Genomic DNA, 22,039 nt, shown 5'->3' on the forward strand with positions numbered 1-22,039 from the left:
TCGGGGTCCGGCTCCGGGATCAGCGCTAGGCGAGCGGCGCCTTGGTGCGCAGGACCTCGATGAAGGCCCGCAGCCAGGCCGGGTGGTCGGGCCAGGCGCGGGCCGAGACGACGACGCCGTCCACGACCGCCTCGCCGTCCACGAACTCGGCGCCCGCCGCCTTGATGTCCGGGGCCAGCGCCGGGTAGGCGGAACTTCGGCGGCCGTCCAGCAGGCCGGCGGCGGCGGTGATCAGCGGGCCGTGGCAGATCTGGGCGACGGGCTTGTCCTCGGCGAAGAAGTGCCGGGCGATCCGCTGTACGTCCGGGTCGTTGCGCAGGTACTCGGGGGCGCGGCCGCCGGGGATGACCAGGGCCGCGTAGTCGGCCGGGTCGACGTCGGCGAGGGCCACGTCGGCGGGCCAGGTGTAGCCGGGCTTCTCGGTGTAGGTGTCGAAGCCCTCGACGAAGTCGTGCACCACGAACTGGAGGCGTTTCTTCGTCGGGGCCGCGATGTCGACCTGGTAGCCCTCCTCGCGCAGCCGCTGGTAGGGGTAGAACACCTCCAGTGACTCGGCGGCGTCCCCGGTGACGAGCAGGATCTTCGATGTCATCGCCGACATCCCTCCACGTGGTCGAGCCTCGGATCGGGTACGGGCGCCGGGCGGTGGCGGCCGGCCCGGGCCCGGTCCAACCTCCCGTACCGGCGACACCGTTGGCAACGGGGCGCACCGGGCGTACGACGGCGCATACGGAGCTACGCGCGCCGGTTGCGAGGAGTGCGCGCCTGGTCGGGCGCCCGGCTGCGGGGGTCGGCGGCCCGCGTCCTAGACTCCTGCTGCCCACGACCGTCCCGCTCCCGGAGGAGCCCATGCCCGACCGCACCACCTACCTCGTCCTCCCCGGCTACCAGAACTCCGGCCCCGAGCACTGGCAGACCCGCTGGGAGGCGGCCGGGCCGGAGTCCTTCCGCCGGGTCGAGCAGGCGGACTGGGACCACCCGGAGCGGACGGACTGGGTGGCCCGGGTGGACGCCGCGGTGGCCGCGGCCGCCGCCGAAGGCCCGGTGGTGCTGGTCGCCCACAGCCTGGGCTGCGTCACCGCGGCTCACTGGGTCGCCACCGCCTCCGCCGAGCGGACCGCCGCCGTCCGGGGCGCGCTGCTGGTCGCCCCGGCGGACGTCGACACCGCCGAGGTCCCGGAGCTGGTGAACTTCCGCCCGGTGGCGCTGGAGCGGTTCCCGTTCCCGGCCGTCGTGGTCTCCTCGACCGACGACCCGTGGGTCTCGGCCGAGCGGGCCCGCGCGTTCGCCGCCGCCTGGGGCGCCCGGTACGTCGAGCCGGGCGCGTACGGGCACCTCAACTCCGACTCCGGACTGGGCGACTGGCCGGAGGGCCGCGAACTGCTCGCCGGGCTGTGACCGCGGCGACGGGGGGAACGGGGGCGCGGGGACGATGAACCGGGGGACGATGAACCGACGGACGTCCCGGACCAGGCGCGTCCTGGTCCGGCTGCTGGCGGGCAGCGGGCTGGCCGCCGTCCTGCTCTACACCGAGGGCCAGTGGGAGAGCCGCTCGGGCGGGCTGATGCTGGTCGCCGACCTGCTCAACCAGCCGGAGCTGCTGATCGGCGGGGCGCTGGCGGCGCTGATCGCGGCCGCCTGGCTGAGCGACCCGCGCGCCGCCGTGCGGACGGCCACCCGGGCGGTCACGGTGACCGCCGGCGTGGTGTTCCTGCTCGGCGTGCTGGCCGCGCACAAGGTGTCGGCGGCCGAGACCCGCAGCCGGGAGGACGCCCCGGCCGGGGCCGAGCGGGCCCTGGTGGTGGTGCACCGCTCGTACGCCACCGGGCCGGGCCCGGACGAGCGCTGGCAGGTGCTGCTGGAGAGCGGCGAGGGCTGGTCGGCCCGGCGCTGGTCGCTGGCGGACATCGGCCGGCGCCCGGGCGACGCCCGGCTGGTGGAGGCGAGCTGGACCGGGCGCTCGCAGATCACCGTGGTGACCGACTCCTACCGGCGGGTGTTCAACCTCGACCAGGACAGCGGCGAACCGGTCGAGGCACGGTAGCCGGCCCCGCCTGGGTACGGGTACTCAGGCGGGGCCGGGCAGTTCACCGGTCGTCGGGGTCACCGCTGCCCGGGGTCACCGCTGCCCGGAGTCGCTGCTGCCCGGAGTCGCTGCTCCTCGGGGTCACTGGTCCGACGCGTCACTGGTCCGACGGGTCGGTGGTGCCGGGCGGGGCGGACGGCGCGGTGCGGCCGGGCGTCGGGCCGGTGTCGCGCGGCCGGCCGGTGTTGCCCGGGCCCCCGGTGGCGGGCGCGCCGCTGCAGGTGACCGAGCCCGGCGAGCCGCTGGCGGTGGTGCAGTTGGCGTCCCGCCGGGGCGGGTCCGGGATGCGGACGGTGGCGAACGGCTTCTCCGGCATGCTCCGGACGGCGTCGCTCATCGCCTGCTGCCAGATCGGCCCGGGGCCGGTGGCGCCGAAGACCTCGGCCTGGTACTTGCCGCCGATCCGGATGTTGCGCATCGGCACCTTGGTGCCCGGGCTGCCCAGCCAGACCGAGCCCGCCAGGTTGCCCGTGTAGCCGGTGAACCAGGCCGACTTCTTCTCGTCCGTCGTCCCGGTCTTGCCCGCGATCTGGCGACCGTCGTCCAGGCCGAGGTCGCGCGCCGTGCCGCCCTTCTCGGTCACCCCGAGCAGCACGCTGTTGATCACGTCGGCGGTGTCCTCGGACATCGCCGGGGAGCAGTGGACCGGGGGCACCGGGACGTCGGTGCCGTCCACGGTGGTGATCCTGTTGATCGCCAGCGGCGCGCAGTAGGTGCCCCGGGCGGCGAAGGTCGCGTACACGTTGGCCATGGTCAGCGGGCTGACCTCCTGGGTGCCGAGGCCGAGCGCGGGCAGTTCCTGGAGCGGCTCGCCGTTCGCCTTGCCCTCCATGCCCAGCTTGTTGGCCATCTGCTTGACCGCGCAGAGGCCGATCTCCTGCTCCATCTGCACGAAGTAGGTGTTCACGGAGAGCGCCATGGCCTGCTTGAGCTCGTACGGGCCGACCTCACCGGCGCTCTCGTTGGGGATGGTCCCCTCCTTCTTGCCCTTGCTGAGGTTCTTCCAGGTGCCGTCGCAGGTCTTCATCGTCGGCCAGTCCATCCGGTTCGGCGAGTCGTACCGCTGGGTGGGCGACAGGCCGGCCTCCAGGGCCGCGGCGGCCACGATCGGCTTGAAGTTGGAGCCGGGCTGGAAGCCGATGCCGCCGCCCATCGCCGCGTCCACGTTGTAGTTGACGACGGTCTCGTTCTTCTCCTTGGCCAGCCCGTACGGGCGGGTCTGCGCCATCGACAGGATCTTGCCGCTGCCGGGCTCGACCATCGTCATCGCGGCCGAGACCGGGTCGGTGACGTACACCTTGGTGGAGACGGCGTTCTGGGCGGCGGCCTGCTTGTCCGGGTCCATCGTGGTGTAGATGTTCAGGCCGCCGGTGTCCCACAGCTTCTTGCGTTCGGCCGAGCTCTTGCCGAACACCGGGTCCTGCTTGACCACGTGCCGCACGTAGTCGCAGAAGAAGCCCATGCCGGCCTTGGCGGTGATGCAACCGTTCTGCGGGTCCCGGTAGTTGAGGCCGAGCGGGGCGGCCTTCGCCTCCCTGGCCTGGTCCGCGGTGATGTGCTTGTTCTCCACCATCTTGTCGATGACGGTGTCGCGGCGCTTCTGCGCGGCCACCGGGTGCAGCTTCGGGTCGTACTGGGACGGGTTCTGCACCAGCCCGGCGAGCATCGCCGCCTCGGGCAGGCTGAGGTCCTTGGCGTCCTTGCTGAAGTAGCGCTGGGAGGCGGCCTGGATGCCGTACGCCTGGTGGCCGTAGAAGGTGATGTTGAGGTAGTTGGTGAGGATCTGCTCCTTACTCAGGTCCTCCTCCAGCTTGATGGCGTACCGGAGTTCCTGGATCTTGCGGCCGAGGGTCTTGCGCTGCGCCTCGCGCACCGCGTCGGCGTCGTCCCCGGCCTTCTCCACATTGACGTTCTTCACGTACTGCTGGGTCAGGGTGGAGGCGCCCTGGACGGCGGCGCCGCTCTCCGCGTTCTTGGTGATCGCGCGCAGGATGCCCTTGAGGTCGACGGCGCCGTGCTCGTAGAACCGGGCGTCCTCGATGTCCACCTGCGCCGTGCGGATCAGCGGGGACATCTGGTCGGCGGGTATGACGGTGCGGTCGCGCTCGTAGACCTTGGCGATCAGGCCGCCGTTGGCGTCGAAGATCTGCGTCGCCTGGCTCAGCGGCGGGGTCCTGAAGTCGTCGGGGATGCTCTCGAAGCCCTCGGCGCCGTTCTTCGCGCCGAGCCCGACCGCCCCGGCCGCCGGGAGGATCAGGCCCGCCAGCAGCACCCCGCCCAGCACGCTGGAGCCGAGGAAGGTGGCCGCGTGGCCCAGGAAGCCGATCGGGGTCTCGCGGCGCCTCGGTCGCGGCACCCAGGTGTCGCCCGGGTCCGAAGCGGCGGGTATGCGGCTCTTCGGTGACATAGATCGAACATTACGGCCGTGAACAGGCCATGGGGAGCGGGTGTTGGCGAAGGATTGTCACAAAATCGCGACGGATTCGACTCATTCCCGAAGGTCGAACGGGCGTGCACGACGGGGCAAGGACCGTTCGTCCACGGCCCGTTGCCCCGCGTGCCGCTCGGCCGACCTCGCTCGGCCGGTTCCGCTCAGCCGAACCCGCTCAACCCGCCGGGCAGAAGACGTCCCGGGCCGGGCGGTGGCCGGTGACCAGGTAGTCCGTCACCACCTCGTCGCCGCAGGCGTTCCCGTTGGCCCGGTACACGTCGTGGCCGCCCGAGTCCACCGTCACCATCCGCGCCCGGTCCCCGAACGCCGCACGCAGCTTGAGCGCGCCGGTGTACGGCGTCGCGGGGTCGCGCAGGTTCTGCGTGAGCAGCACATTGGACGGGCCCCGGTCGGTGACCCGCACCGGCGGCTCGGCGGGCGCGAACGGCCAGAAGGCGCAGGGCATCACGTTCACCGGCAGGCCGGCGGTGAGCGGGCGGGCGGCGCGGTCGGCGGTCACGGCCTTGGCGTAGCCGGCCGGGTCGGCGGGCCACCGGACGTCGTTGCAGAGGGTCCCGACCGAGACGGCGATGGTGTTCTGCACCGCCGCCTCCGGCGGCACCACCGGGGCGGGCAGCGGACGGCGGCCGAGACCGGCCAGCATCAGCGCCGCGACGTCCGGGAAGCGGGCGTCCGCGTTCATGCCGTCCAGCAGGGTCTGGCGCAGCACGTTGCCGTTCAGCTCCGCCGGGTTGGCGCCCGGCCAGGGCAGCGGGGCCCGGTCGAGGCGGGCGGCGAGGTCGAGGAAGAGCGGGCGGACCTCCTCGGGGGTGTCCGCGACCCGGTCCGGGTTGTCCGGCGCGGACGCCCACCTCGCGAAGTCCGGGAAGCGGTCCTCGACGCCCCGGCCGTAGGCGTCCAGCCAGCCGCGCCCGACCCGCGACGGGTCCGGGTCGTCGTTGCTGTCCAGCACGACCCGGTCGGTCCGCTCCGGGAACATGGTGGTGTAGACGGCGCCCGCGTAGGTGCCGTACGAGACGCCCCAGAGGGAGAGGCGGCGCTCGCCGAGGGCGCGGCGGATGCCGTCGAGGTCGCGGGCCTCGTTGGCGGTGGAGATGCTGCGCAGCACCGGGCCGCCGTTGCGCGCGCAGGTGTCGGCGATGCGGCGGGCGGTGGCCAGGTTCCCGTCGATCGAGCCGTCGGCGGCCGGCCAGGGACGCAGTTTGACCATCGACAGGTCGGCGGGGTCGAGGCCGCAGCTGACCGGGGTGGAGCGGCCGACGCCGCGCGGGTCGAAGCCGACCACGTCGTAGCGGTCCCGGACGGACTGGGGCAGGCGCCCGGCCATGCCGTGGACGAGGTCGAGGCTGGAACCTCCCGGTCCGCCGGGGACGGCCAGCAGGACGCCTCGGCGCCGGCCGGGGTCGGCGGCGCTGATCCGGGAGACGGCGAGGGTGACGCGGGCGCCGTCCGGATCGGCGTAGTCCAGCGGGACGGTGACCTCGGCGCACCGTTGGGGGCTGTCGGCCGGGGCGCCCGGACACGCGGCCCAGGCGAGGCCGTCCCGCCCGGGTTTCGCGCTCTCGGCCGCACCGGCGGGCAGGGCACTCAGTGCGGTCACGGCCAGGGCGGCGGCCGCGGTGACCGCGGCGGTGACGGTGCGGGTGGGGGCGGTGCGGGTGACTGTGGTTCGGGTGGGCTTCGTCATGCCCAAGAGTCTGCTGGGGCACGGGACTTGGGACCATGCGGGCAGCGGGCCGGTCGGGGGTGGGGAAAGCCCCCGGGCGCCGGGGAGGGGGCGGAGACCGCTTCCGGCCGCGGTCTCCGGCCGCGCGGGGTGGGGGTGGTGGGAGCGGTACGGCGGGGTCCGGTCCGGCTCAGAGGCCGAGCCGGCCCGGTTCGGCGGCCAGGGCGCGCAGCGGCTCGCGCGGGTCGGCGACCAGCCTGCGCTCCGCCAGGTCGAGGATGCCGCCGACACCGGTGATCTCGGCGGCCAGCACGCCGTCCTCGCGGACCAGCCGCTGCACCACCTGGAAGGTCTTGCCGTCCCGCCAGGTGAACGAGCAGCTGACCGCCACCGAGTCGCCCGCGCGCAGCTCCCGCAGGTACTTGACCGTGGTCTCCAGGACCACCGGGCCGACCCCCTTGGCGACCAGGTCCGCCTGGCGGATCCCGGCCGCCCGGAGGTACTCCCAGCGGGCGTGCTCGGCGTACTGGAGGTAGACCGCCTGGTTCAGGTGCCCCTGGGAGTCCGTCTCGTACCCGCGGACGGTGATGTGCGTGGTGAAGTCCTGATCACTCATGCCCCGCACGGTACTCCGGGCCCCCGGGGCACCACCTCGTGTCCTCCGTCACCCGTCCCACCCGGATCACCCGGACAGGACGGCCAGCAGCGGCGTGAGGGCGTCCGGCCGCCGGTCGACCGGCAGGTGCTCGACCGGGTGGAAGCCGCAGCCGAGCGCGGTCGCGCCGCCGTCGCAGGTCCGGTCGTCGCCGACCATCAGGACGTCCGCCGGGGCGAGGCCGAGCCGCTCGCAGGCGGCCTCGAAGATCACCGGGTCGGGCTTCTGGGCGCCGACCTCGTAGGACAGCACGTAGACGTCGACCAGCTCCTCCAGGCCGTACGCGCGGAAGACCGGCCGCAGGTCCCAGGCGATGTTGCTCACCACGGCGACCGGTACGCCCCGGCGGCGCAGCTCGCGCAGCACGGGGGCGGCGTCCGGGTACGGGCGCCAGCTCGCGGGCGCCAGGTGGGACTCGTAGAGGGCGTCCACGTCGATGGCCGCGGGCGGCTCGGCGGCGCGGGTCAGCGCGGTGTACGCGGTGCGGTGCAGCTCCGGGGTCAAGTCCCTGGTGTCCCAGGCCTGCTGGACCTCCGGCGGGATGCGGCGCGGCGGCACACCGCCGGGCAGCGCGCCGAACTCCTCCAGCCGGGCTATCAGTTCGGCCTCCTCCCCGGCGGGCAGGGCGAGGCCGGTGGCGGCGAGGTGGGCCGCCAGCCACTCGGCGGTGGAGACGACCCTGAAGAGGGTGCCGGAGAAGTCGAACATCACAGCTTTGGTCATGGCCCGAGCCTAAGTCCTTCCGGATCAGGGCAGGGTGAGGATCCGCGGGCCGTCCTCGGTGATGGCAACGGTGTGCTCGATGTGGGCGGCCCGGGCGCCGTCGACGGTGCGCAGGGTCCAGCCGTCCGGGTCGGTGCGGTGGTCGTCGCGGCCGCCGGCCAGCAGCATCGGCTCGATCGCCAGCACCAGGCCGGGGAGCAGCGGGTAACCCCGCCCTGGGCGGCCCTCGTTGGGCACGTGCGGGTCCTCGTGCATCCGGCGGCCGATGCCGTGGCCGCCGTAGCCGTCCAGCAGGCCGTACCGGCCGGCGCGGGCGACGGCGCCGATGGCGTGGGCGATGTCGCCGGTGCGGTTGCCGACCACGGCGGCGGCGATGCCGGCCTCCAGGGCGCGCCGGGTGGTCTCGATCAGGGCGGTGTCCTCGGGCCGGGCGGTGCCGACGGTGAAGCTGACCGCCGCGTCCCCGGCCCAGCCGTCCAGGAGGGCGCCGCAGTCGATGCTCACCAGGTCGCCGTCGCGCAGCCGGTAGCCGTCCGGGATGCCGTGCACCACGGCGTCGTTCACCGAGGCGCAGATGACGGCCGGGAACGGGACGGGCGCGAAGGCCGGACGGTAGCCGAGGAACGGCGAGGTGGCCCCGGCCGCCTTGAGCACGCCCCGCGCCACCTCGTCCAGCTCCAGCAGGCTCACCCCGACCGCCGCCTGCTCCCGGACGGCCGCCAGCGCGTCCGCCACCACCCGCCCGGCCTCGCGCATCGCGGCCAGCCCGGCGTCCGACTTGAGTTCGACCATGGTGCTTCTCTCCCCTGGATCCAATTCTTATACCGGTATTTGTATCACGGTCGTGGGGGTGGGACGCCCCAGGGCGGGAGGACCTGGGCCTGTCTTCAAGCTCCCGTCGTCCGCCCGGAGGGCGGGCGGGGCGGCGTTGGGGTGCGTGCATCGCAAGGCGGAGGAGGGAGCCACTGCGGAGCATTGGCGACCGACGACAACGCGGCGAGGTGCGTGCCCCGGCGTCGCCCCGCAGACGGGAGCTTGAAGACAGGCCCTAGACTCGTCGGCATGGTGAGGACTCCGCTGACCCCGTGGGAGCGCGAGCGCGGCGAGCACTTCGGAGCGCTGCTGCGCGAGGCGCGCGGCGAGCGCAGCATGGTCGAGGTGGCGGCGGTGGCCGGCGTCTCGGCGGAGACGCTGCGGAAGATCGAGACCGGCCGCGCGCCGACGCCGTCCTTCTTCACCATCGCGGCGCTGGCCTTCGCGCTCGACCTGTCCCTGGACGAACTGGCGGCCGCGTGCGCCCCCTCGGAGGACGGCGAGGCGCTCTCCGCCTAGCCCGCGCATGCCCGCCCGCGGCGGACCGACGAACGGCGGCGGCCCGCCCCGCGCGTGGTGCGCGGGGCGGGCCGTCGTCGTGGGCCAGGAGGTCAGCCGACCGAGCTGTTGTAGCTCTCGATCGCCGGCTGGAGCTCCTTGGCCGCGTCGGCCAGGGCCTGCTGGGCGGGCTTGGTGCCGGCGATGGTCTGCTCGATCGCGGTCTCCACGCCCTTGCGCGCCTGCGGCATCACGCCGAGCAGGCAGCCGGCCGTGGCCGGGGTCGGCTTGGTGGCCTTCAGCTGGTCGATCGCGGTCTGGAACTGCGGGTACTTGGCCACCCACTCCTTGTCCTTGGGGTCGTCCAGGGCCTTGGTGTTGACCGGGAAGTAGCCGGTGCCGGTGTGCCAGACGGCCTGCTGCTCGGGGGCGGAGACGAACTTCTCGAACTCCCAGGCGGCGCGCTTCTCGGCGTCGGAGTGGCCGGGGCCGCTGATCCACAGCGAGGCGCCGCCGATCACCGGGCCGCCCTGGTCGGCGGCGGTGACCTTCGGGAAGGCCGCGGTGCCGACGCCGAACTTCGCGGCCTCGGTGTAGCCGCGCAGCACGCCGGTGGACTCCAGGTGCATCGCGACCGTACCGGCCTTGAACGCGGCCTGGGCGTCGTCGGTGGTGCGGCCGGTGTTGGCCGCGTAGCCGCCCTTGACCAGGTCGGCCCACCACTGGACGATCTGTGCGCCCTGGGCGGAGTCGAAGACGACCTTGCCCGCCTTGTTGCCGCGGCCGTTGTCGTTGTCGCAGTACATGGTGCCGGACTCGGCGAGCAGCTGCTCGACGAACCAGCCGTAGATGGCGGCGCCGAAGCCGTACCGGACGGTCTTGCCGTCGCCGTCCTTCTTGGTCAGCTTCTTGGCCAGCTCGCCCAGCTCGGCCAGGTCCTTGGGGGCCTGGGCCGGGTCGAGACCGGCCTCCTTGAAGGCGTCGGTGTTCAGGTAGAGCAGCGGCATCGAGGAGTTGAACGGCATCGCCTGGAGCTTGCCGCCGACCGAGTAGTAGTTGCGGATGTTGGCGTCCAGGTCGTCCAGCGAGTAGCCGTCCTTGTCGGCGAAGGCCTGGGCCGGGACGGTCTGCTTGGAGTCGATCATGAACCGGGTGCCGATGTCGTAGACCTGCGCCAGGGCGGGGGTGCCCTTCTGCTGCACCGCGGCCTTGTACTTGGTGACCAGCTCGTCGTACTTGCCCTGGAACTGCGCCTTGACCTCGATCTTGCCCTGGTGGGCGGCGTTGAACTGGCCGACCAGCCCGTTCAGCACCTCGGCGTTCTTGCCGGTCATCGAGTGCCAGAACTCGACGCTGGTGACACCGGAGGCCTGGTCGAGCGCCTGGGCGCCGGGCGCGCCGGCGTCGGCGGAGCCGCCGGAGCCGGAACCGGAGCCGCTGGAGCTGCAGGCGGTCAGGGACAGGCCGGCCACCAGCAGGGCAGCGAGCGCGCGCGCACTCTTCTTCACGAGGGTTCTCTCTTTCGAGCGTTCGAGGAGGGGGGACACAGGAGGAGCGGGAGGGGCACGGTCAGCGGACCGCGCCCGCGGTGAGGCCGCGGACGATGAAGCGCTGGCCGAAGACCACCAGGGCGAGGGTGGGCAGCAGGGAGAGCACGACGCCGGCCAGGATCAGCCCGGGGTCGGCCATCTCGGCGTCGCGCAGCGAGGTGAGGCCGATCTGGAGGGTCTGCATGTTCGCCGTGCGGGTGATGATCAGCGGCCAGAAGTACTGGTTCCACGCCGACAGGAAGACGTAGATCGACAGCGCCGCGAGGGCCGGCTTGTTGAGCGGGACGACGATCCGCCACAGGAAGCGCCAGTGGCCGGCCCCGTCGATCCGGGCGGCGTCGCGCAGTTCGCCGGGCAGCTGGCGGAAGGCCTGGCGCAGCATGAACGTGCCGAAGCCGGAGGCCAGGAAGGGCAGCACCAGGCCGAAGTAGGTGTTGCCGAGCCCCCAGCCGGACAGCGTCAGGTAGTTGGGGATGATGATGGCCTCCCACGGGACCATCAGCGTGGCCAGGAACACCCCGAACACCACGGCGCGGGCCTTCATCGGCAGGAAGACGAAGGCGTACGCGGCGAGGACCGAGGTGAACAGCTGGGCGAGGGTGATGACGGTCGCCACGATCGCCGAGTTGGCGTACTGGCGGGCCAGCGGGATGGCGTCCACGGCGCCGGAGAAGTTCCGTCCGGTGACCGAGTGCGGCACCAGGGCCGGCGGGTAGGAGGAGAGCTCGGAGGGGCCCATGAAGGCGCCGGCGACGGCGTAGTAGACCGGGAAGGCCACGGTGACGACGGCGACGGCGAGCAGCAGGTAGACGGCGGCGCGGCCGAGCAGGTCGCGCGCGGAGCGCCCGGCGAGGGCGCGGGCGCGGGCGGGCGGACGGGGCGCCCCGGCCTTCGGCTCGGCCTCGGTGGTGAGGGTGGTCATGCGTAGTGCACCTTCCGCTCCAGGACGCCGAACTGGACGGCCGTGCAGGCGAGGACGACCACGAGCAGCACCACGGCCTGGGCGCTCGCGGTGCCGAAGTCGCTGGAGCCGTAGGCGAAGGCCTTCTCGTAGACGGAGTAGACGAGGGTCCGGGTGGAGCCGTCCGGCCCGCCCTTGGTGAGGATGTGGATCTGGCCGAAGCTCTGGAGCGCGTGGACGGTGGAGACCACGGTCAGGAAGAACAGGTTCGGACCGAGCATCGGGACGGTGATCGAACGGGCCAGCCGCAGGCCGGAGGCGCCGTCGATGCGGGCCGCCTCCAGGATCTCCCCCGGGATCGAGCCGATGCCCGCGGAGAGCACCAGCACGTTGTAGCCGAGGTTCATCCAGACCGTGGTGACGGCCACCGAGAGCAGGGCGTACCGGGAGTCGGTCAGCCAGCCGATCGGGCCGAGGCCCACGTGCGAGAGCAGCCCGTTGAGCACCCCGCTGGCGGGGTTGAAGAACACCGCGAACACCACCGAGGCGCTGGCCACCGAGAACGCGAAGGGCAGCGCGAAGGCCGAGCGCAGCAGTCGCACGCCCCGGATCCGGTTCTCCAGGAGCAGCACCAGCACCAGCGCGCCGAGCACCCCGGGCACCACGGTGAGCAGGGTGAACAGTGCCGTGGTCGTGAGGGTGCGGACGAAGTCGGCCGAGGCGAAGAGGTCGGTGTAGTGCTTGAACCCGACGTAGCGGGAGGGCGCGCCGAAGAGGTCGTTGGCGTGCCCGCTGAGGTAGAGGGTCCGTCCCAGCGGGTAGCCGATGAAGAGGACGAAGACCACCAGGGAGGGCAGCAGGAAGGCCCAGGCCAGCCCGTGTTCTCCCCAGCGGCTTCGACGGGCCGGGAGGGGCCCGGTGTGCGGTGCGGTCGGCATGTGTCGCGCGTCCGCCTTTCGTGATGTCGGTTCCGGCCGAAACCGTGTCTTGCCCGAACGACGGCGCGGAAACCCCGCGGTGATCAACGGGTGTCGCGGGGATTACGCGTTCGCGTCAGATCCGGCCGGTCGTGCCCGGACGGGCGGCGAACCGGCGGCAGACGGGCAGTTGGGCGGGCCACCGCGCTGTCGGAGGGGTGGCGTACGGTGCGCGGGTGGACGAAACGGAATTCGACATCCCGGCCGCAATGGCCGAAAGTGTGCGCTCCCGCGCGGGCGCCTGGGCACTCGTCAGGGGCTTCGCCGCGTACTGGGGCGAGCCGCTGGGGCCCGGCGACGGCTTCACGGACGCGGAGCTGGACGCCGCCGAGCGGCGGCTGGGCCTGCGGCTGCCGGTGGCGCTGCGCGAGGCGTACCGGCTGTTCGGCCGCCGGGCGGACCTGACCAGCAACCAGGACGTGCTGCTGACGCCGGACGAGCTGCACGTGCTGGACGGCGCCCTGGTGTTCCGGGCGGAGAACCAGGGCTGCGCGCACTGGGGCGTGCCGTTGGACGGCCTCGACCGGGAGGACCCGCCGACGGTGTTCCGGCTCGACCTGGCGGACAAGGCGCAGGAGCGGTGGGAGCCCTGGGACGAGCGCTTCTCGGCGACGGCCGCGGCGATGGCGCTGATGGAGAAGCTGCTGGAGGACCACGAGCTGACCGACTTCCTCGACTGGGACGAGGAACTGCCGGACGGTCTGGGCGAGTTGCCGGCGCTCGGTCGCCACTTCCGCTGGTACCAGGGCCCGGAGGTGCTGGTCGGGGTGGCCGAGGAGGCCTGGGTGGTGGTCCGGGCACGCACCCCGCAGGCGCTGGACGCGTTCTACGGGGTGGTGCCCGGGGAGTCGCCGGACGAGTAGCCCGGCGGGGATACGCGATCGGACGGTCAGACGGCCGGGCGGTCACGCGATCGGGTGGTCAGGCGATCGGGCGGTCAGGCCGAGGAGCCGCCGTCCAGGACGAGGTCGCTGCCGACGGTGTAGCCCGCCTCGTCCGAGGCCAGGTACAGCACCGCGGCGGCCACCTCCTCCGTCGCCCCGGCCCGGCCGACCGGGACCTCGGCCTTCATCCGCCCGGCCTTGGTCGCGGCGTCCTCGCCCGGCCGGGAGGACATCGGGGTGTCCACCGCGCCGGGGCTGACGGTGTTGATCCGCACGCCCTCGGCGATGTGGTCGAGGGCGGCGGCCCGGGTCAGCACGGTGACCGCGGCCTTGCTGGCGGCGTAGGCCCCGACGCCCGCGAGCCGCTTGTGGGCGCCCAGGTTGGACGAGACGTTGACGATCGCGCCGCCGCCGTGGGCCCGCATGTGGGCGATCTGCGGCTGCATGGCGAGCAGGGTGCCGGTGACGTTGATGCCGAACACCCGCTGCCACTCGGCCTCGTCGATGTCGGCGACCGGGCCGGCGGCGCCGAACACCCCGGCGTTGTTGACGGCGACGTCCAGGCCGCCGAACAGCTCGACGGTCTCACCGACCAGCCGGGCGGCGTCCTGGGCGTTCGTCACGTCGCCGGTGAGCGCCGCGGCCTTGCCGCCGGCCCGCTCGATCAGCTCGACGGTCTCGGCGAGCGGTCCGGCGGTGCGGCCGGCGACCGCGACCCGGGCGCCCTCGCGGGCGAAGGCGAGCGCGATGGCCCGGCCGATGCCGCTGCCCGCGCCGGTGACCAGGACGGACTTGTCGGCGAAACGCGTGCTCATGAGGTGAACTCCTTGATCCGGGTGGTGTGTTCGGGTGCGGTGGTGCTGGTGGTGCGGGTGGTAGGGGTGGCGCGGGACAGGGCGGCGACCGCGACGGCGGTGATCGCCAGCCCCGCGGCGGCCGCCGCGAAGGCCGCGGCGTAGCCACCGACGACGCCCGGGCGGGTGGCGGCGAGCGCCATCAGGGCGGCCAGTCCGGCCGTGGGGCCGAGTTCCATGGCCGTGTTGAACACTCCGGCGGCCAGCCCGGTGCGCTCGGGCGGCACCCCGCCGGTGGCGAGCACGGCCGCCCCGGCGAAGGCCGCGGCGGCGCCGGCGGGCAGCAGGAGCAGTCCGGGCAGCAGGCCGGAGGCGTAGCCGCTGCCGGGGGCGAGCCCGGCCAGCAGACCGAGTCCGGCGGCCGCCACGGCGAGGCCGCCGACGGTGACCGCCACCGGTCCGTACCGGACGGTCAGCGGGCCGGCCAGTCGGCCGGAGAGCAGCAGGACCACCGCGTACGGCACGAAGGCGGCGGAGGTGGCCGCGGCGCTCCAGCCGCGCAGCTGCTGGAGGTAGAGCGAGAGCAGGACGAAGGTGAGCGCGGTGCCGGCGGCGGTGGCCATGACGGCGGCGAGCGCGGTGGCGCGGCGCCGGTCGGCGAGGAAGCCGGGTGGCAGCAGCGGGTCGGCGGTGCGGCGCTCGACGGCGGCGAAGGCGAGCAGCAGGGCGAGCCCGGCGGCCAGCGGGCCGTACGTCCCGGGGCTGCGCCAGCCCTGCTCGGTGGAGGCCACCAGGGCGTAACTCGCCGCGCAGACACCGGCGGTGGCGAGGGCGGCGCCGGGCAGGTCGAGGGCCGGTCGGCGGACGGCGGGGGCATGACCAGGGGCTGCGGGCAGGGCGGCGGGCAGGGATCCGGAGCGGGCGAGCCCGGCCAGGGCGACCAGGACGGGCACCGCGAACAGCCAGCGCCAGGAGACCGCGGCGGCGACCGCGCCCGAGACCACGCTGCCGACGGTGGCGCCGAGCACCGACAGGCCGCCCCAGGTGGCCATCGCCCGCCGGTAGGCGGCCGGTTCGGGGTGCAGCACCCGGACCACGGCGACCGCCGCCGGGGCGGTGAGGGCCGCGCCCGCACCCTGTACGAAGCGGCTAGCCAGCAGGACGGGGTAGCCGGGCGCGAGAGCGCAGGCGATCGAGGCGGCGGCGAGCAGCACCAGGCCGGCGCGGAGCACCGGGCGCCCGCCGTGACGGTCCGTCAGCCGTCCGCCGAGCAGCAGCAGGGAGCTGAAGGAGAGGCCGTAGGCGGCGCTGAGCAGCAGCACGCCGGACGGGCCGAGCCCCAACTCCCGTGCCACCAGCGGCAGCGGCACGGTCAGGATCATGATCGTGAAGATCAGCACCGCCTGGACGACGCCGAGCAGCGCGAAGCCGTACCGGCCGGTAGCGATGACAGGCATGTAAAACCCTCCCCCCTATGTAGACCGTTCGGTCCAGTATGAGCCCAGCAGAAGACCCCGACCCGAGCCGACCGGGCGTCAGTCCAGCAGTGCCAGCGCCTGTTCGGCGGCGTCCCGCGCCAGGGGCGCGCCGTCGGCGGTCTTGCCCACCACCCGGATGCCCTGGAGCAGCACCACCAGCATCCTGGCGAGCGCCCGCGGGTCCCGCCCGGCGGGCAGTTCGCCCTGCGCGGCGGCCCGCGCCAGGGCGGCGGCGAGCAGCGTCTCCAGGCGGTCGAAGCTCGCCTCCACCCGGCGGGACGCGGCCGGGTCGTGCGGGGCCAGCTCCACCGCCGTGTTGGTGACGAAGCAGCCGAGCCGCCGCTCCCCCTCCTCCGCCGTCGCGTACTGGCGGACCAGCGCGCGGACCGCCGGCAGCGCCGGGCCCGGCTGGGACAGGTCGTCCAGCCGTGCCGAGTCGCTCTGCTCGCAGTAGCGCTCCAGCGCCCGCAGGTACAGCTCGCGCTTGCTGCCGAAGGTCGCGTAGAGACTGGCCCGGGCGATGCCGAGCCGCTCGACCAGGTCGGCCATCGAGGTGGCCTCGTAGCCGCGCTGCCAGAACAGCTCCAGGGCCGCCTGCAGCGCCGCGTCCGGGTCGAATTCCTTCGTTCGCGCCATGCCGGGAACAGTAGCCCTTTCTGGATCGGTCGGTCAAGAAAGGGCGATCAGTGGTCCAGACCTGATCTCTGACGGAGCATTGCCAAGTGGACTAGACCATGGCTACCCTTACCGCTCCCACATCCACCTCCTTCCCCCACAGGAGGCGCTTCGCATGTCCACATCCCGTCCCGCCCACTCCCGGCAGACCGCCGACGCCGTCAGACCCGTCGTGCTGACGGCGTTCCGGATCGTCGTCGGCCTGCTCTTCGCCTGCCACGGCGCCGCCTCGCTGTTCGGCGTGCTCGGCGGCGCCAAGGGCGGCGGCACCGTCCCGCTCGGCCAGTGGCCCGGCTGGTGGGCCGCGCTGATCCAGCTGGTCGGCGGCGTCCTGGTGCTGCTCGGCGCCGGCACCAGGGTGGCCGCCCTGCTCTGCTCCGGCTCGATGGCCTACGCCTACTTCACCGTCCACCAGGAGCACGCGCTGCTGCCGCTGCAGAACGGGGGCGAGCCCTCGGTGCTGTTCTGCTGGGCCTTCCTGGCCATCGCGGCGCTCGGCTCCGGCCCGTACGCCGTGGACCGCCTGCTCACCCGCCGGCCCCTGGCGGCGTCGGCCGAACCGGCGGTCCGGCCGACGTCGGCGGTCTGACGCACCGCCCGGGGCCGGTCAACGGTCCGACGGACCGCCCGCCGCCAGGTGTCGCTCGACCGAGGCGACCTTGGCGGTGAGGCCGTCGGTGACCCCGGCCCGGTCGTCGATCTTGATGACCGTGCTCACCCGGTTGCTATGCGCCTTCACCGCCTCGATCGCCGCCCTGATCACCGGCATCACCTCGTCCCACTCCCCCTCGATGCTGGTGAACATCGCGTCCGTGCGGTTCGGGAGACCGCTCTCCCGGACCACCCGGACGGCGGCGGCCACCGCCTCCCCCACGTCCTCGCCGATCCCCAGCGGGGTCACCGAAAAGGCTGCGATCACGGCTCTGCGCTCCTTGTGGTCGACGGCACCGGTCGCGGCCCGGGCCTGCACCCGGACCGCGACCAGGCTAGACGTCCCGCGACCGGGCTGGACGCCCCCCGACCGGACCGGACCTCAAGCCACCGAAGGCAGCGGCGGTTCGACGGCCAGCGGGGCGGTGGAGCGGGCCCGGTGCTGGTCGGCCCAGGAGACCAGCGCCACCGTGCAGGCGTGGTCCAGGTGGCGCAGCCCGGACCAGTCCAGTTCCACCGGCCGGTCCCCCGGCAGCCGTTCCAGGGTGTCCAGCAGCCGGGGCAGCCGCAGGAAGGTGGCGTTGCCGCTCAGCCGCACCCGGTGCAGCGGCTGCCCGGCCGGCTGCTCCTGCTCCTCCACCGCGATGTGCAGGTGCGAGGTCTGCCAGGCCGACTTGGCCACCGCCAGGCCGACGCCGATCAGCACCCCCTCGAACAGGTCGGTGGCGATGATCGCGACCGTCGTGACCACCAGCACCACCGCCTCGCCCAGGTGCCCGCGGCAGAGCGCGACGATCCGGCGCACCGGCACCAGCTTGGCGCCGGCGTGCACCAGGACGGCGGCCAGCGCGGTGAGCGGGACGAGCCCGAGCGCGCCGGGCAGCAGCGCGGTGAACACCAGCAGCCAGCCGCCGTGCAGGACCCGCGAGGCCTTGGTGCGCGCGCCGGCCTGGACGTTGGTCGCGCTGCGCACGATCACCGCGGTCATCGGCAGCGCGCCGAGCAGCCCGCAGACGGTGTTGCCGATGCCCTGGGCGGTGAGCTCGCGGTCGTAGTCGGTGCGCGGGCCGTGGTGCATCCGGTCGACGGCGGCGGCGCTGAACAGCGTCTCGGCGGAGGCGATCAGGGTGAAGGCGACGATCGTGCCGATCCCGGCGGGGCCGGCCAGGGCGGTCAGGGCGTCGCGCCCGGGCAGGTGCACCACGTCGAGCAGCCCGGCCACGTGGACGCGGGCCACCGGCAGGTCGGCGGCCGCGGTGACGGCGGCGGCCAGGCCGACGGCGGCCAGCGGGGCGGGGACGGCGCGGGCGGCCCGTTCCGGCAGGTACTTCCAGGCGACCAGGACCAGCAGGGTGCCGAGGCCGAGGGCGACGGCGCTCGGGTTGGCCGCAGCGGTCAGCACGTCGCCCAGCAGGTCGGGCAGTCCGGCGATCTTCTCGGGCCCGGTGGCGGGGGCGCGGCGGTCGGCGAGCGCGTAGAGCTGGCCGAACACCAGGGTCAGTCCGATGCCGGCCAGCATGCCGTGCACCACCGAGGCGGACATCGCCCGGAACCAGCGGCCGAGCCGCAGGGCGCCCATCGCCAGCTGGAGCAGGCCGGTGCCGAGCACCAGCAGGCCGAGCGCGCCGACGCCGAAGCGCTGGACGGCGTCGGCGACCAGGACGGTCAGTCCGGCGGCGGGCCCGCTGACCTGGAGGCTGCTGCCGGGCAGCAGGCCGGCCACCAGGCCGCCGACGATGCCGGTGACCAGCCCGAGTTCGGCCGGGACGCCGGAGGCGACGGCCACGCCGACGCAGAGCGGGAGGGCGACCAGGAACACCACCAGCGAGGCCGGCAGGTCGTGGCGCCAGGGGACGGCGCGCAGGACGGCGGCCGGGGTGCGGGGCCGGCCCGGCGGGCCGTGCTTGCGGAGGCGGCCCGGCGGGCTGTCGCTCCGGTGGGGCGGCGGGTTCACCCGGTCACCGCCAGGGACCGGGCAGGGGTGCAGCAGCGCATGGGGACGTTCCTTCCGCGCGTCCGCCGCAGCGGGCGCGCCGTTGCAAGGGCGGGGAGCAGGAGGAGGAGCGGGGAACGGGAGGGCAGGGGAAACAGCGGCGACAGCGGTACGGCCGCGGGTCCGGGCGGACCAGAGCGCGGCGGCGGGTGTCGGGTCGGTGCGGCCGGGGGGTGCGTCCCTCGCTCGGGTGCGGCGGACCGGGCGCGCTGGTCCTGGACGGGGCCACCGGCGGAGTTCCCCCGCTCCGCGGTGCTCCCGAAACCCCCCCTGCCGCGGCCTCAGTTGGACGTCACGGGCCCGGCGTGGCACCGACGGTACCCAGCCCGGCGGGGCGGGCCCACGGCAGGCACCGTCCCTTCACCGCCACTGCACACCGGCCGCTCTTCCCGGCGCGGAGCGTCCGCTTCCCCGGGCACACCAGCGCGATCGCCGTCCTGGCGTGCGAATCCCCGCCGCCCGACGGTCCGCCCAGCGCCTTCCACATTCTGTTGAAGTCCCCTTGACGCCCCGACGAGCCCCGCCCTACCGTGTTTCCACATACAGAAACCGTTCTTCCGTATGGTGGAATTCAGGAGATGAGCCCTCCGAGCCACTGCGGGCCGACGCAGGAGAGATCCGATGCCTCGTATGACAGCCGCCCGCGCGGCCGTGGAGATCCTCAAGCTCGAAGGCGTTGAGGTCGCGTTCGGCGTGCCGGGCGCGGCCATCAACCCGTTCTACGCCGCGCTCAAGGCCGCCGGCGGGATCGGGCACACGCTGGCCCGGCACGTCGAGGGCGCCTCCCACATGGCCGAGGGCTACACCCGCGCCAGGGCCGGCAACATCGGGGTCTGCGTCGGCACCTCGGGGCCGGCCGGCACCGACATGATCACCGGCCTGTACTCGGCGATCGCCGACTCCGTCCCGATCCTCTGCATCACCGGCCAGGCGCCCGTCGCCCGGCTGCACAAGGAGGACTTCCAGGCCGTCGACATCGCCTCGATCGCCGGGCCCGTCACCAAGGCCGCCACCACCGTGCTGGAGGCCGCGCAGGTCCCCGGCGTGTTCCAGCAGGCCTTCCACCTGATGCGCTCCGGTCGCCCCGGCCCGGTCCTGATCGACCTGCCGATCGACGTCCAGCTGACCGAGATCGACTTCGACCCGGAGGCCTACCAGCCGCTGCCGGTCTACAAGCCGGCCGCCAACCGCGTCCAGATCGAGAAGGCGGTCGCGCTGCTCCAGCGGTCCGAGCGCCCGCTGATCGTCGCGGGCGGCGGCGTCATCAACGCCGACGCCGCCGAACTGCTGCGGGAGTTCGCCGAACTCACCGGCGTCCCGGTGGTCCCCACCCTGATGGGCTGGGGCGTCATCCCGGACGACCACGCGCTCAACGCCGGCCTGGTCGGCCTCCAGACCTCGCACCGCTACGGCAACGAGACCTTCCTCGCCTCCGACTTCGTCCTCGGCATCGGCAACCGCTGGGCCAACCGCCACACCGGCGGCCTGGACGTCTACACCGCGGGCCGCACCTTCGTCCACGTCGACGTCGAGCCCACCCAGCTCGGCCGGATCTTCGCCCCGGACCTCGGCATCGCCTCCGACGCCGGGGCCGCGCTGGAGCTGTTCGTCGAGGTGGCGCGCGAACTGCGGGACGCCGGCACGCTCAAGGACCGCACCGCCTGGGCCGCCGCCGCCCAGGAGCGCAGGGCCCGGCTCCAGCGCCGCACCCACTTCGACGACGTGCCGCTCAAGCCGCAGCGCGTGTACGAGGAGATGAACCGGGCGTTCGGCCCGGAGACCCGCTACGTCACCACCATCGGCCTCTCCCAGATCGCCGGCGCGCAGCTGCTGCACGTCTACCGGCCGCGGCACTGGATCAACTGCGGCCAGGCCGGCCCGCTCGGCTGGACCATCCCGGCCGCGCTGGGCGTCGCCACCGCCGACCCGGGAGGGCAGGTGGTCGCGCTCTCCGGCGACTACGACTTCCAGTTCATGATCGAGGAGCTGGCGGTCGGCGCCCAGCACCGCATCCCGTACGTCCACGTGCTGGTGAACAACTCCTACCTGGGCCTGATCCGCCAGGCGCAGCGCGCCTTCGACATCGACTACCAGGTCAACCTGGAGTTCGAGAACGTCAACGCGCCGGAGCTGGGCGTCTACGGCGTGGACCACGTCAAGGTCGTCGAGGGCCTGGGCTGCAAGGCGATCCGGGTCACCGAGCCGGAGGGCCTGCTGCCCGCCTTCGAGGAGGCCAAGAAGCTGGCCGCCGAGTTCCGCGTCCCGGTCGTGGTCGAGGCGATCCTGGAGCGGGTCACCAACATCTCGATGGCCGCCGCCGACATCGACAAGGTCAACGAGTTCGAGGAGTTGGCCACCCTCCCCGAGCACGCGCCGACGGCGATCAGGCCGCTGGTGCCGTAACGCGGCGCACGCACCGGTCGCGCACGCCGGTCGCACGCACCAGCCGTACGCGCCGGCCGTACGCGCCGGTCGGGTGGGGGCGGACGAGCCGCTCCGCACGCCCCCACCCGCCCCCGCGCCCGGAACATCGGCACGCCGACCGCAGTTGACCAGGCGACGGCCGCTACCGTGGCCCACGAAGAGGCCCGGCCCGACGACTTCCCGAAAGGACCACCCCCGTGAGCCTGTACGACATCCCGCTGCGCACCCTCGACGGCGCGGCCACCTCGCTGGCCGACCACAAGGGCAAGGCGCTGCTGATCGTCAACGTCGCGTCCAAGTGCGGTCTGACCCCGCAGTACGAGGGCCTGGAGCGGCTCCAGCAGCGGTACGCCGGGCGCGGGTTCACCGTGCTGGGCTTCCCCTGCAACCAGTTCGCCGGACAGGAGCCCGGCAGCGCCGAGGAGATCCGCACCTTCTGCTCCACCACCTACGGCGTGACCTTCCCGCTGTTCGAGAAGATCGACGTCAACGGCGAGGACCGCCACCCGCTGTACGCCAAGCTCACCGAGGTCGCCGACGCCGAGGGCCAGGCCGGGGACATCGCCTGGAACTTCGAGAAGTTCCTGCTCTCCCCGGACGGCACCGTCGTCGCGCGCCTGCGCCCGCCCGTCGAGCCGGAGTCGCCGGAGCTGGTCGCCGCGCTCGAGGCCGTCCTGCCGGCCTGACCACACGCACCGCGGAGGCCCGGGGCCCGCGGCCCCGGGCCTCCGTCGTGCGCGCACGCAAGGCCCTCCTCGGGGTGTTGCGGACATGCCGAAGCGCCCCTACCGTGTGTGCCCCCGTTGATCCATCGCCCAC

21 protein-coding genes are annotated in these 22,039 nt (G+C 73.6%); 7 read left to right on the forward strand and 14 right to left on the reverse strand.

Annotated elements, in window-relative coordinates:
- Window positions 1-25: 25 nt before the first annotated feature.
- Window positions 26-592 carry a DJ-1/PfpI family protein gene (locus AMK13_RS21100; protein WP_049660089.1) on the reverse strand — a complete coding sequence of 189 codons (567 nt, stop codon included), beginning with the start codon at window positions 590-592 and terminating at the stop codon, window positions 26-28.
- A 257-nt stretch (window positions 593-849) separates the two neighbouring features.
- Between AMK13_RS21100 and AMK13_RS21105 the strand changes: the two genes are divergently transcribed.
- Both AMK13_RS21105 and AMK13_RS21110 read left to right on the forward strand, forming a co-directional pair.
- The gene (locus AMK13_RS21105; protein WP_049660091.1) at window positions 850-1,398 is read left to right on the forward strand and encodes an RBBP9/YdeN family alpha/beta hydrolase; all 549 of its coding nucleotides are present in this window, start codon (window positions 850-852) and stop codon (window positions 1,396-1,398) included.
- Between the two features lie 49 nt (window positions 1,399-1,447).
- Window positions 1,448-2,044 carry a hypothetical protein gene (locus AMK13_RS21110; RefSeq protein ID WP_049660092.1) on the forward strand — a complete coding sequence of 199 codons (597 nt, stop codon included), beginning with the start codon at window positions 1,448-1,450 and terminating at the stop codon, window positions 2,042-2,044.
- A gap of 139 nt (window positions 2,045-2,183) precedes the next feature.
- Here AMK13_RS21110 and AMK13_RS21115 read toward each other — a convergent pair whose 3' ends face one another.
- The 5 genes from AMK13_RS21115 to map all read right to left on the reverse strand — a co-directional run bounded on the left by AMK13_RS21115 (window position 2,184) and on the right by map (window position 8,374).
- Window positions 2,184-4,493, reverse strand: a complete 2,310-nt coding sequence (locus AMK13_RS21115; protein WP_074003629.1) for a transglycosylase domain-containing protein — start codon at window positions 4,491-4,493, stop codon at window positions 2,184-2,186.
- A gap of 199 nt (window positions 4,494-4,692) precedes the next feature.
- Window positions 4,693-6,225, reverse strand: coding sequence for an alpha/beta hydrolase (locus AMK13_RS21120; protein ID WP_074003630.1), 1,533 nt, complete (start codon window positions 6,223-6,225; stop codon window positions 4,693-4,695).
- A 169-nt stretch (window positions 6,226-6,394) separates the two neighbouring features.
- Window positions 6,395-6,820, reverse strand: coding sequence for an acyl-CoA thioesterase (locus AMK13_RS21125; protein WP_074003631.1), 426 nt, complete (start codon window positions 6,818-6,820; stop codon window positions 6,395-6,397).
- A 66-nt stretch (window positions 6,821-6,886) separates the two neighbouring features.
- On the reverse strand, window positions 6,887-7,582 hold the full coding sequence (locus tag AMK13_RS21130; RefSeq protein WP_074003632.1) for an HAD-IA family hydrolase: 696 nt from the start codon (window positions 7,580-7,582) through the stop codon (window positions 6,887-6,889).
- Between the two features lie 24 nt (window positions 7,583-7,606).
- Window positions 7,607-8,374, reverse strand: coding sequence for a type I methionyl aminopeptidase (gene map / locus AMK13_RS21135; RefSeq protein ID WP_074003633.1), 768 nt, complete (start codon window positions 8,372-8,374; stop codon window positions 7,607-7,609).
- Window positions 8,375-8,644: 270 nt separating this feature from the next.
- Here map and AMK13_RS21140 point away from each other — a divergent pair, with 270 nt between their 5' ends.
- Entirely contained in the window at window positions 8,645-8,914 is a 270-nt protein-coding gene (locus tag AMK13_RS21140; RefSeq protein WP_049655616.1) for a helix-turn-helix domain-containing protein, read from the forward strand.
- A gap of 92 nt (window positions 8,915-9,006) precedes the next feature.
- On the opposite strand, the gene AMK13_RS21145 is transcribed toward AMK13_RS21140, so the two are convergent.
- The 3 genes from AMK13_RS21145 to AMK13_RS21155 form a co-directional block, all read right to left on the reverse strand.
- Window positions 9,007-10,401: an ABC transporter substrate-binding protein gene (locus tag AMK13_RS21145; RefSeq protein ID WP_053112245.1), complete on the reverse strand. Its 1,395-nt coding sequence runs from the start codon at window positions 10,399-10,401 to the stop codon at window positions 9,007-9,009.
- A 61-nt stretch (window positions 10,402-10,462) separates the two neighbouring features.
- The gene (locus AMK13_RS21150; RefSeq protein ID WP_079272327.1) at window positions 10,463-11,365 is read right to left on the reverse strand and encodes a carbohydrate ABC transporter permease; all 903 of its coding nucleotides are present in this window, start codon (window positions 11,363-11,365) and stop codon (window positions 10,463-10,465) included.
- Complete coding sequence (locus AMK13_RS21155) at window positions 11,362-12,282, reverse strand: carbohydrate ABC transporter permease (RefSeq protein ID WP_049655615.1); 921 nt, start codon at window positions 12,280-12,282, stop codon at window positions 11,362-11,364. The genes AMK13_RS21150 and AMK13_RS21155 overlap by 4 nt, the downstream gene beginning before the upstream one ends.
- A gap of 215 nt (window positions 12,283-12,497) precedes the next feature.
- Here AMK13_RS21155 and AMK13_RS21160 point away from each other — a divergent pair, with 215 nt between their 5' ends.
- On the forward strand, window positions 12,498-13,184 hold the full coding sequence (locus AMK13_RS21160; RefSeq protein ID WP_143204591.1) for an SMI1/KNR4 family protein: 687 nt from the start codon (window positions 12,498-12,500) through the stop codon (window positions 13,182-13,184).
- 74 nt (window positions 13,185-13,258) lie between these two features.
- On the opposite strand, the gene AMK13_RS21165 is transcribed toward AMK13_RS21160, so the two are convergent.
- The 3 genes from AMK13_RS21165 to AMK13_RS21175 all read right to left on the reverse strand — a co-directional run bounded on the left by AMK13_RS21165 (window position 13,259) and on the right by AMK13_RS21175 (window position 16,113).
- Window positions 13,259-14,020, reverse strand: coding sequence for an SDR family NAD(P)-dependent oxidoreductase (locus tag AMK13_RS21165; protein WP_049655613.1), 762 nt, complete (start codon window positions 14,018-14,020; stop codon window positions 13,259-13,261).
- On the reverse strand, window positions 14,017-15,456 hold the full coding sequence (locus AMK13_RS21170; protein WP_079272328.1) for an MFS transporter: 1,440 nt from the start codon (window positions 15,454-15,456) through the stop codon (window positions 14,017-14,019). Before AMK13_RS21170 ends, AMK13_RS21165 begins: the two co-directional genes overlap by 4 nt.
- Before the next feature lie 78 nt (window positions 15,457-15,534).
- Window positions 15,535-16,113, reverse strand: a complete 579-nt coding sequence (locus tag AMK13_RS21175; protein WP_074003635.1) for a TetR/AcrR family transcriptional regulator — start codon at window positions 16,111-16,113, stop codon at window positions 15,535-15,537.
- Window positions 16,114-16,267: 154 nt separating this feature from the next.
- Here AMK13_RS21175 and AMK13_RS21180 point away from each other — a divergent pair, with 154 nt between their 5' ends.
- Window positions 16,268-16,741: a DoxX family protein gene (locus tag AMK13_RS21180; RefSeq protein ID WP_074003636.1), complete on the forward strand. Its 474-nt coding sequence runs from the start codon at window positions 16,268-16,270 to the stop codon at window positions 16,739-16,741.
- An 18-nt stretch (window positions 16,742-16,759) separates the two neighbouring features.
- Here AMK13_RS21180 and AMK13_RS21185 read toward each other — a convergent pair whose 3' ends face one another.
- Both AMK13_RS21185 and AMK13_RS21190 read right to left on the reverse strand, forming a co-directional pair.
- Window positions 16,760-17,071, reverse strand: coding sequence for an MTH1187 family thiamine-binding protein (locus AMK13_RS21185; protein WP_049652700.1), 312 nt, complete (start codon window positions 17,069-17,071; stop codon window positions 16,760-16,762).
- Window positions 17,072-17,185: 114 nt separating this feature from the next.
- Window positions 17,186-18,667 (reverse strand): SulP family inorganic anion transporter, encoded by a 1,482-nt coding sequence (locus AMK13_RS21190; RefSeq protein WP_074003828.1) that lies wholly within the window; start codon window positions 18,665-18,667, stop codon window positions 17,186-17,188.
- 750 nt (window positions 18,668-19,417) lie between these two features.
- Between AMK13_RS21190 and gcl the strand changes: the two genes are divergently transcribed.
- Window positions 19,418-21,199, forward strand: a complete 1,782-nt coding sequence (gene gcl, locus AMK13_RS21195; protein WP_074003637.1) for a glyoxylate carboligase — start codon at window positions 19,418-19,420, stop codon at window positions 21,197-21,199.
- A 218-nt stretch (window positions 21,200-21,417) separates the two neighbouring features.
- Window positions 21,418-21,906 (forward strand): glutathione peroxidase, encoded by a 489-nt coding sequence (locus AMK13_RS21200; protein ID WP_049652707.1) that lies wholly within the window; start codon window positions 21,418-21,420, stop codon window positions 21,904-21,906.
- Window positions 21,907-22,039: the final 133 nt, after the last annotated feature.

Origin of the sequence: Streptomyces sp. CB02056 (assembly GCF_001905545.1) — a bacterium.
GTDB lineage: Bacteria > Actinomycetota > Actinomycetes > Streptomycetales > Streptomycetaceae > Kitasatospora.

Excerpts from the sequence above, each read along its gene's own strand:
- map (WP_074003633.1), bottom strand. The coding sequence starts at position 8,374 with ATGGTCGAACTCAAGTCGGACGCCGGGCTGGCCGCGATGCGCGAGGCC.
- AMK13_RS21175 (WP_074003635.1), bottom strand. The coding sequence starts at position 16,113 with ATGGCGCGAACGAAGGAATTCGACCCGGACGCGGCGCTGCAGGCGGCC.
- AMK13_RS21125 (WP_074003631.1), bottom strand. The coding sequence starts at position 6,820 with ATGAGTGATCAGGACTTCACCACGCACATCACCGTCCGCGGGTACGAG.
- AMK13_RS21115 (WP_074003629.1), bottom strand. The coding sequence starts at position 4,493 with ATGTCACCGAAGAGCCGCATACCCGCCGCTTCGGACCCGGGCGACACC.
- gcl (WP_074003637.1), top strand. The coding sequence starts at position 19,418 with ATGCCTCGTATGACAGCCGCCCGCGCGGCCGTGGAGATCCTCAAGCTC.
- AMK13_RS21155 (WP_049655615.1), bottom strand. The coding sequence starts at position 12,282 with ATGCCGACCGCACCGCACACCGGGCCCCTCCCGGCCCGTCGAAGCCGC.
- AMK13_RS21140 (WP_049655616.1), top strand. The coding sequence starts at position 8,645 with ATGGTGAGGACTCCGCTGACCCCGTGGGAGCGCGAGCGCGGCGAGCAC.
- AMK13_RS21110 (WP_049660092.1), top strand. The coding sequence starts at position 1,448 with ATGAACCGACGGACGTCCCGGACCAGGCGCGTCCTGGTCCGGCTGCTG.
- AMK13_RS21120 (WP_074003630.1), bottom strand. The coding sequence starts at position 6,225 with ATGACGAAGCCCACCCGAACCACAGTCACCCGCACCGCCCCCACCCGC.
- AMK13_RS21180 (WP_074003636.1), top strand. The coding sequence starts at position 16,268 with ATGTCCACATCCCGTCCCGCCCACTCCCGGCAGACCGCCGACGCCGTC.
- AMK13_RS21130 (WP_074003632.1), bottom strand. The coding sequence starts at position 7,582 with ATGACCAAAGCTGTGATGTTCGACTTCTCCGGCACCCTCTTCAGGGTC.
- AMK13_RS21165 (WP_049655613.1), bottom strand. The coding sequence starts at position 14,020 with ATGAGCACGCGTTTCGCCGACAAGTCCGTCCTGGTCACCGGCGCGGGC.
- AMK13_RS21150 (WP_079272327.1), bottom strand. The coding sequence starts at position 11,365 with ATGACCACCCTCACCACCGAGGCCGAGCCGAAGGCCGGGGCGCCCCGT.
- AMK13_RS21170 (WP_079272328.1), bottom strand. The coding sequence starts at position 15,456 with ATGCCTGTCATCGCTACCGGCCGGTACGGCTTCGCGCTGCTCGGCGTC.
- AMK13_RS21105 (WP_049660091.1), top strand. The coding sequence starts at position 850 with ATGCCCGACCGCACCACCTACCTCGTCCTCCCCGGCTACCAGAACTCC.
- AMK13_RS21100 (WP_049660089.1), bottom strand. The coding sequence starts at position 592 with ATGACATCGAAGATCCTGCTCGTCACCGGGGACGCCGCCGAGTCACTG.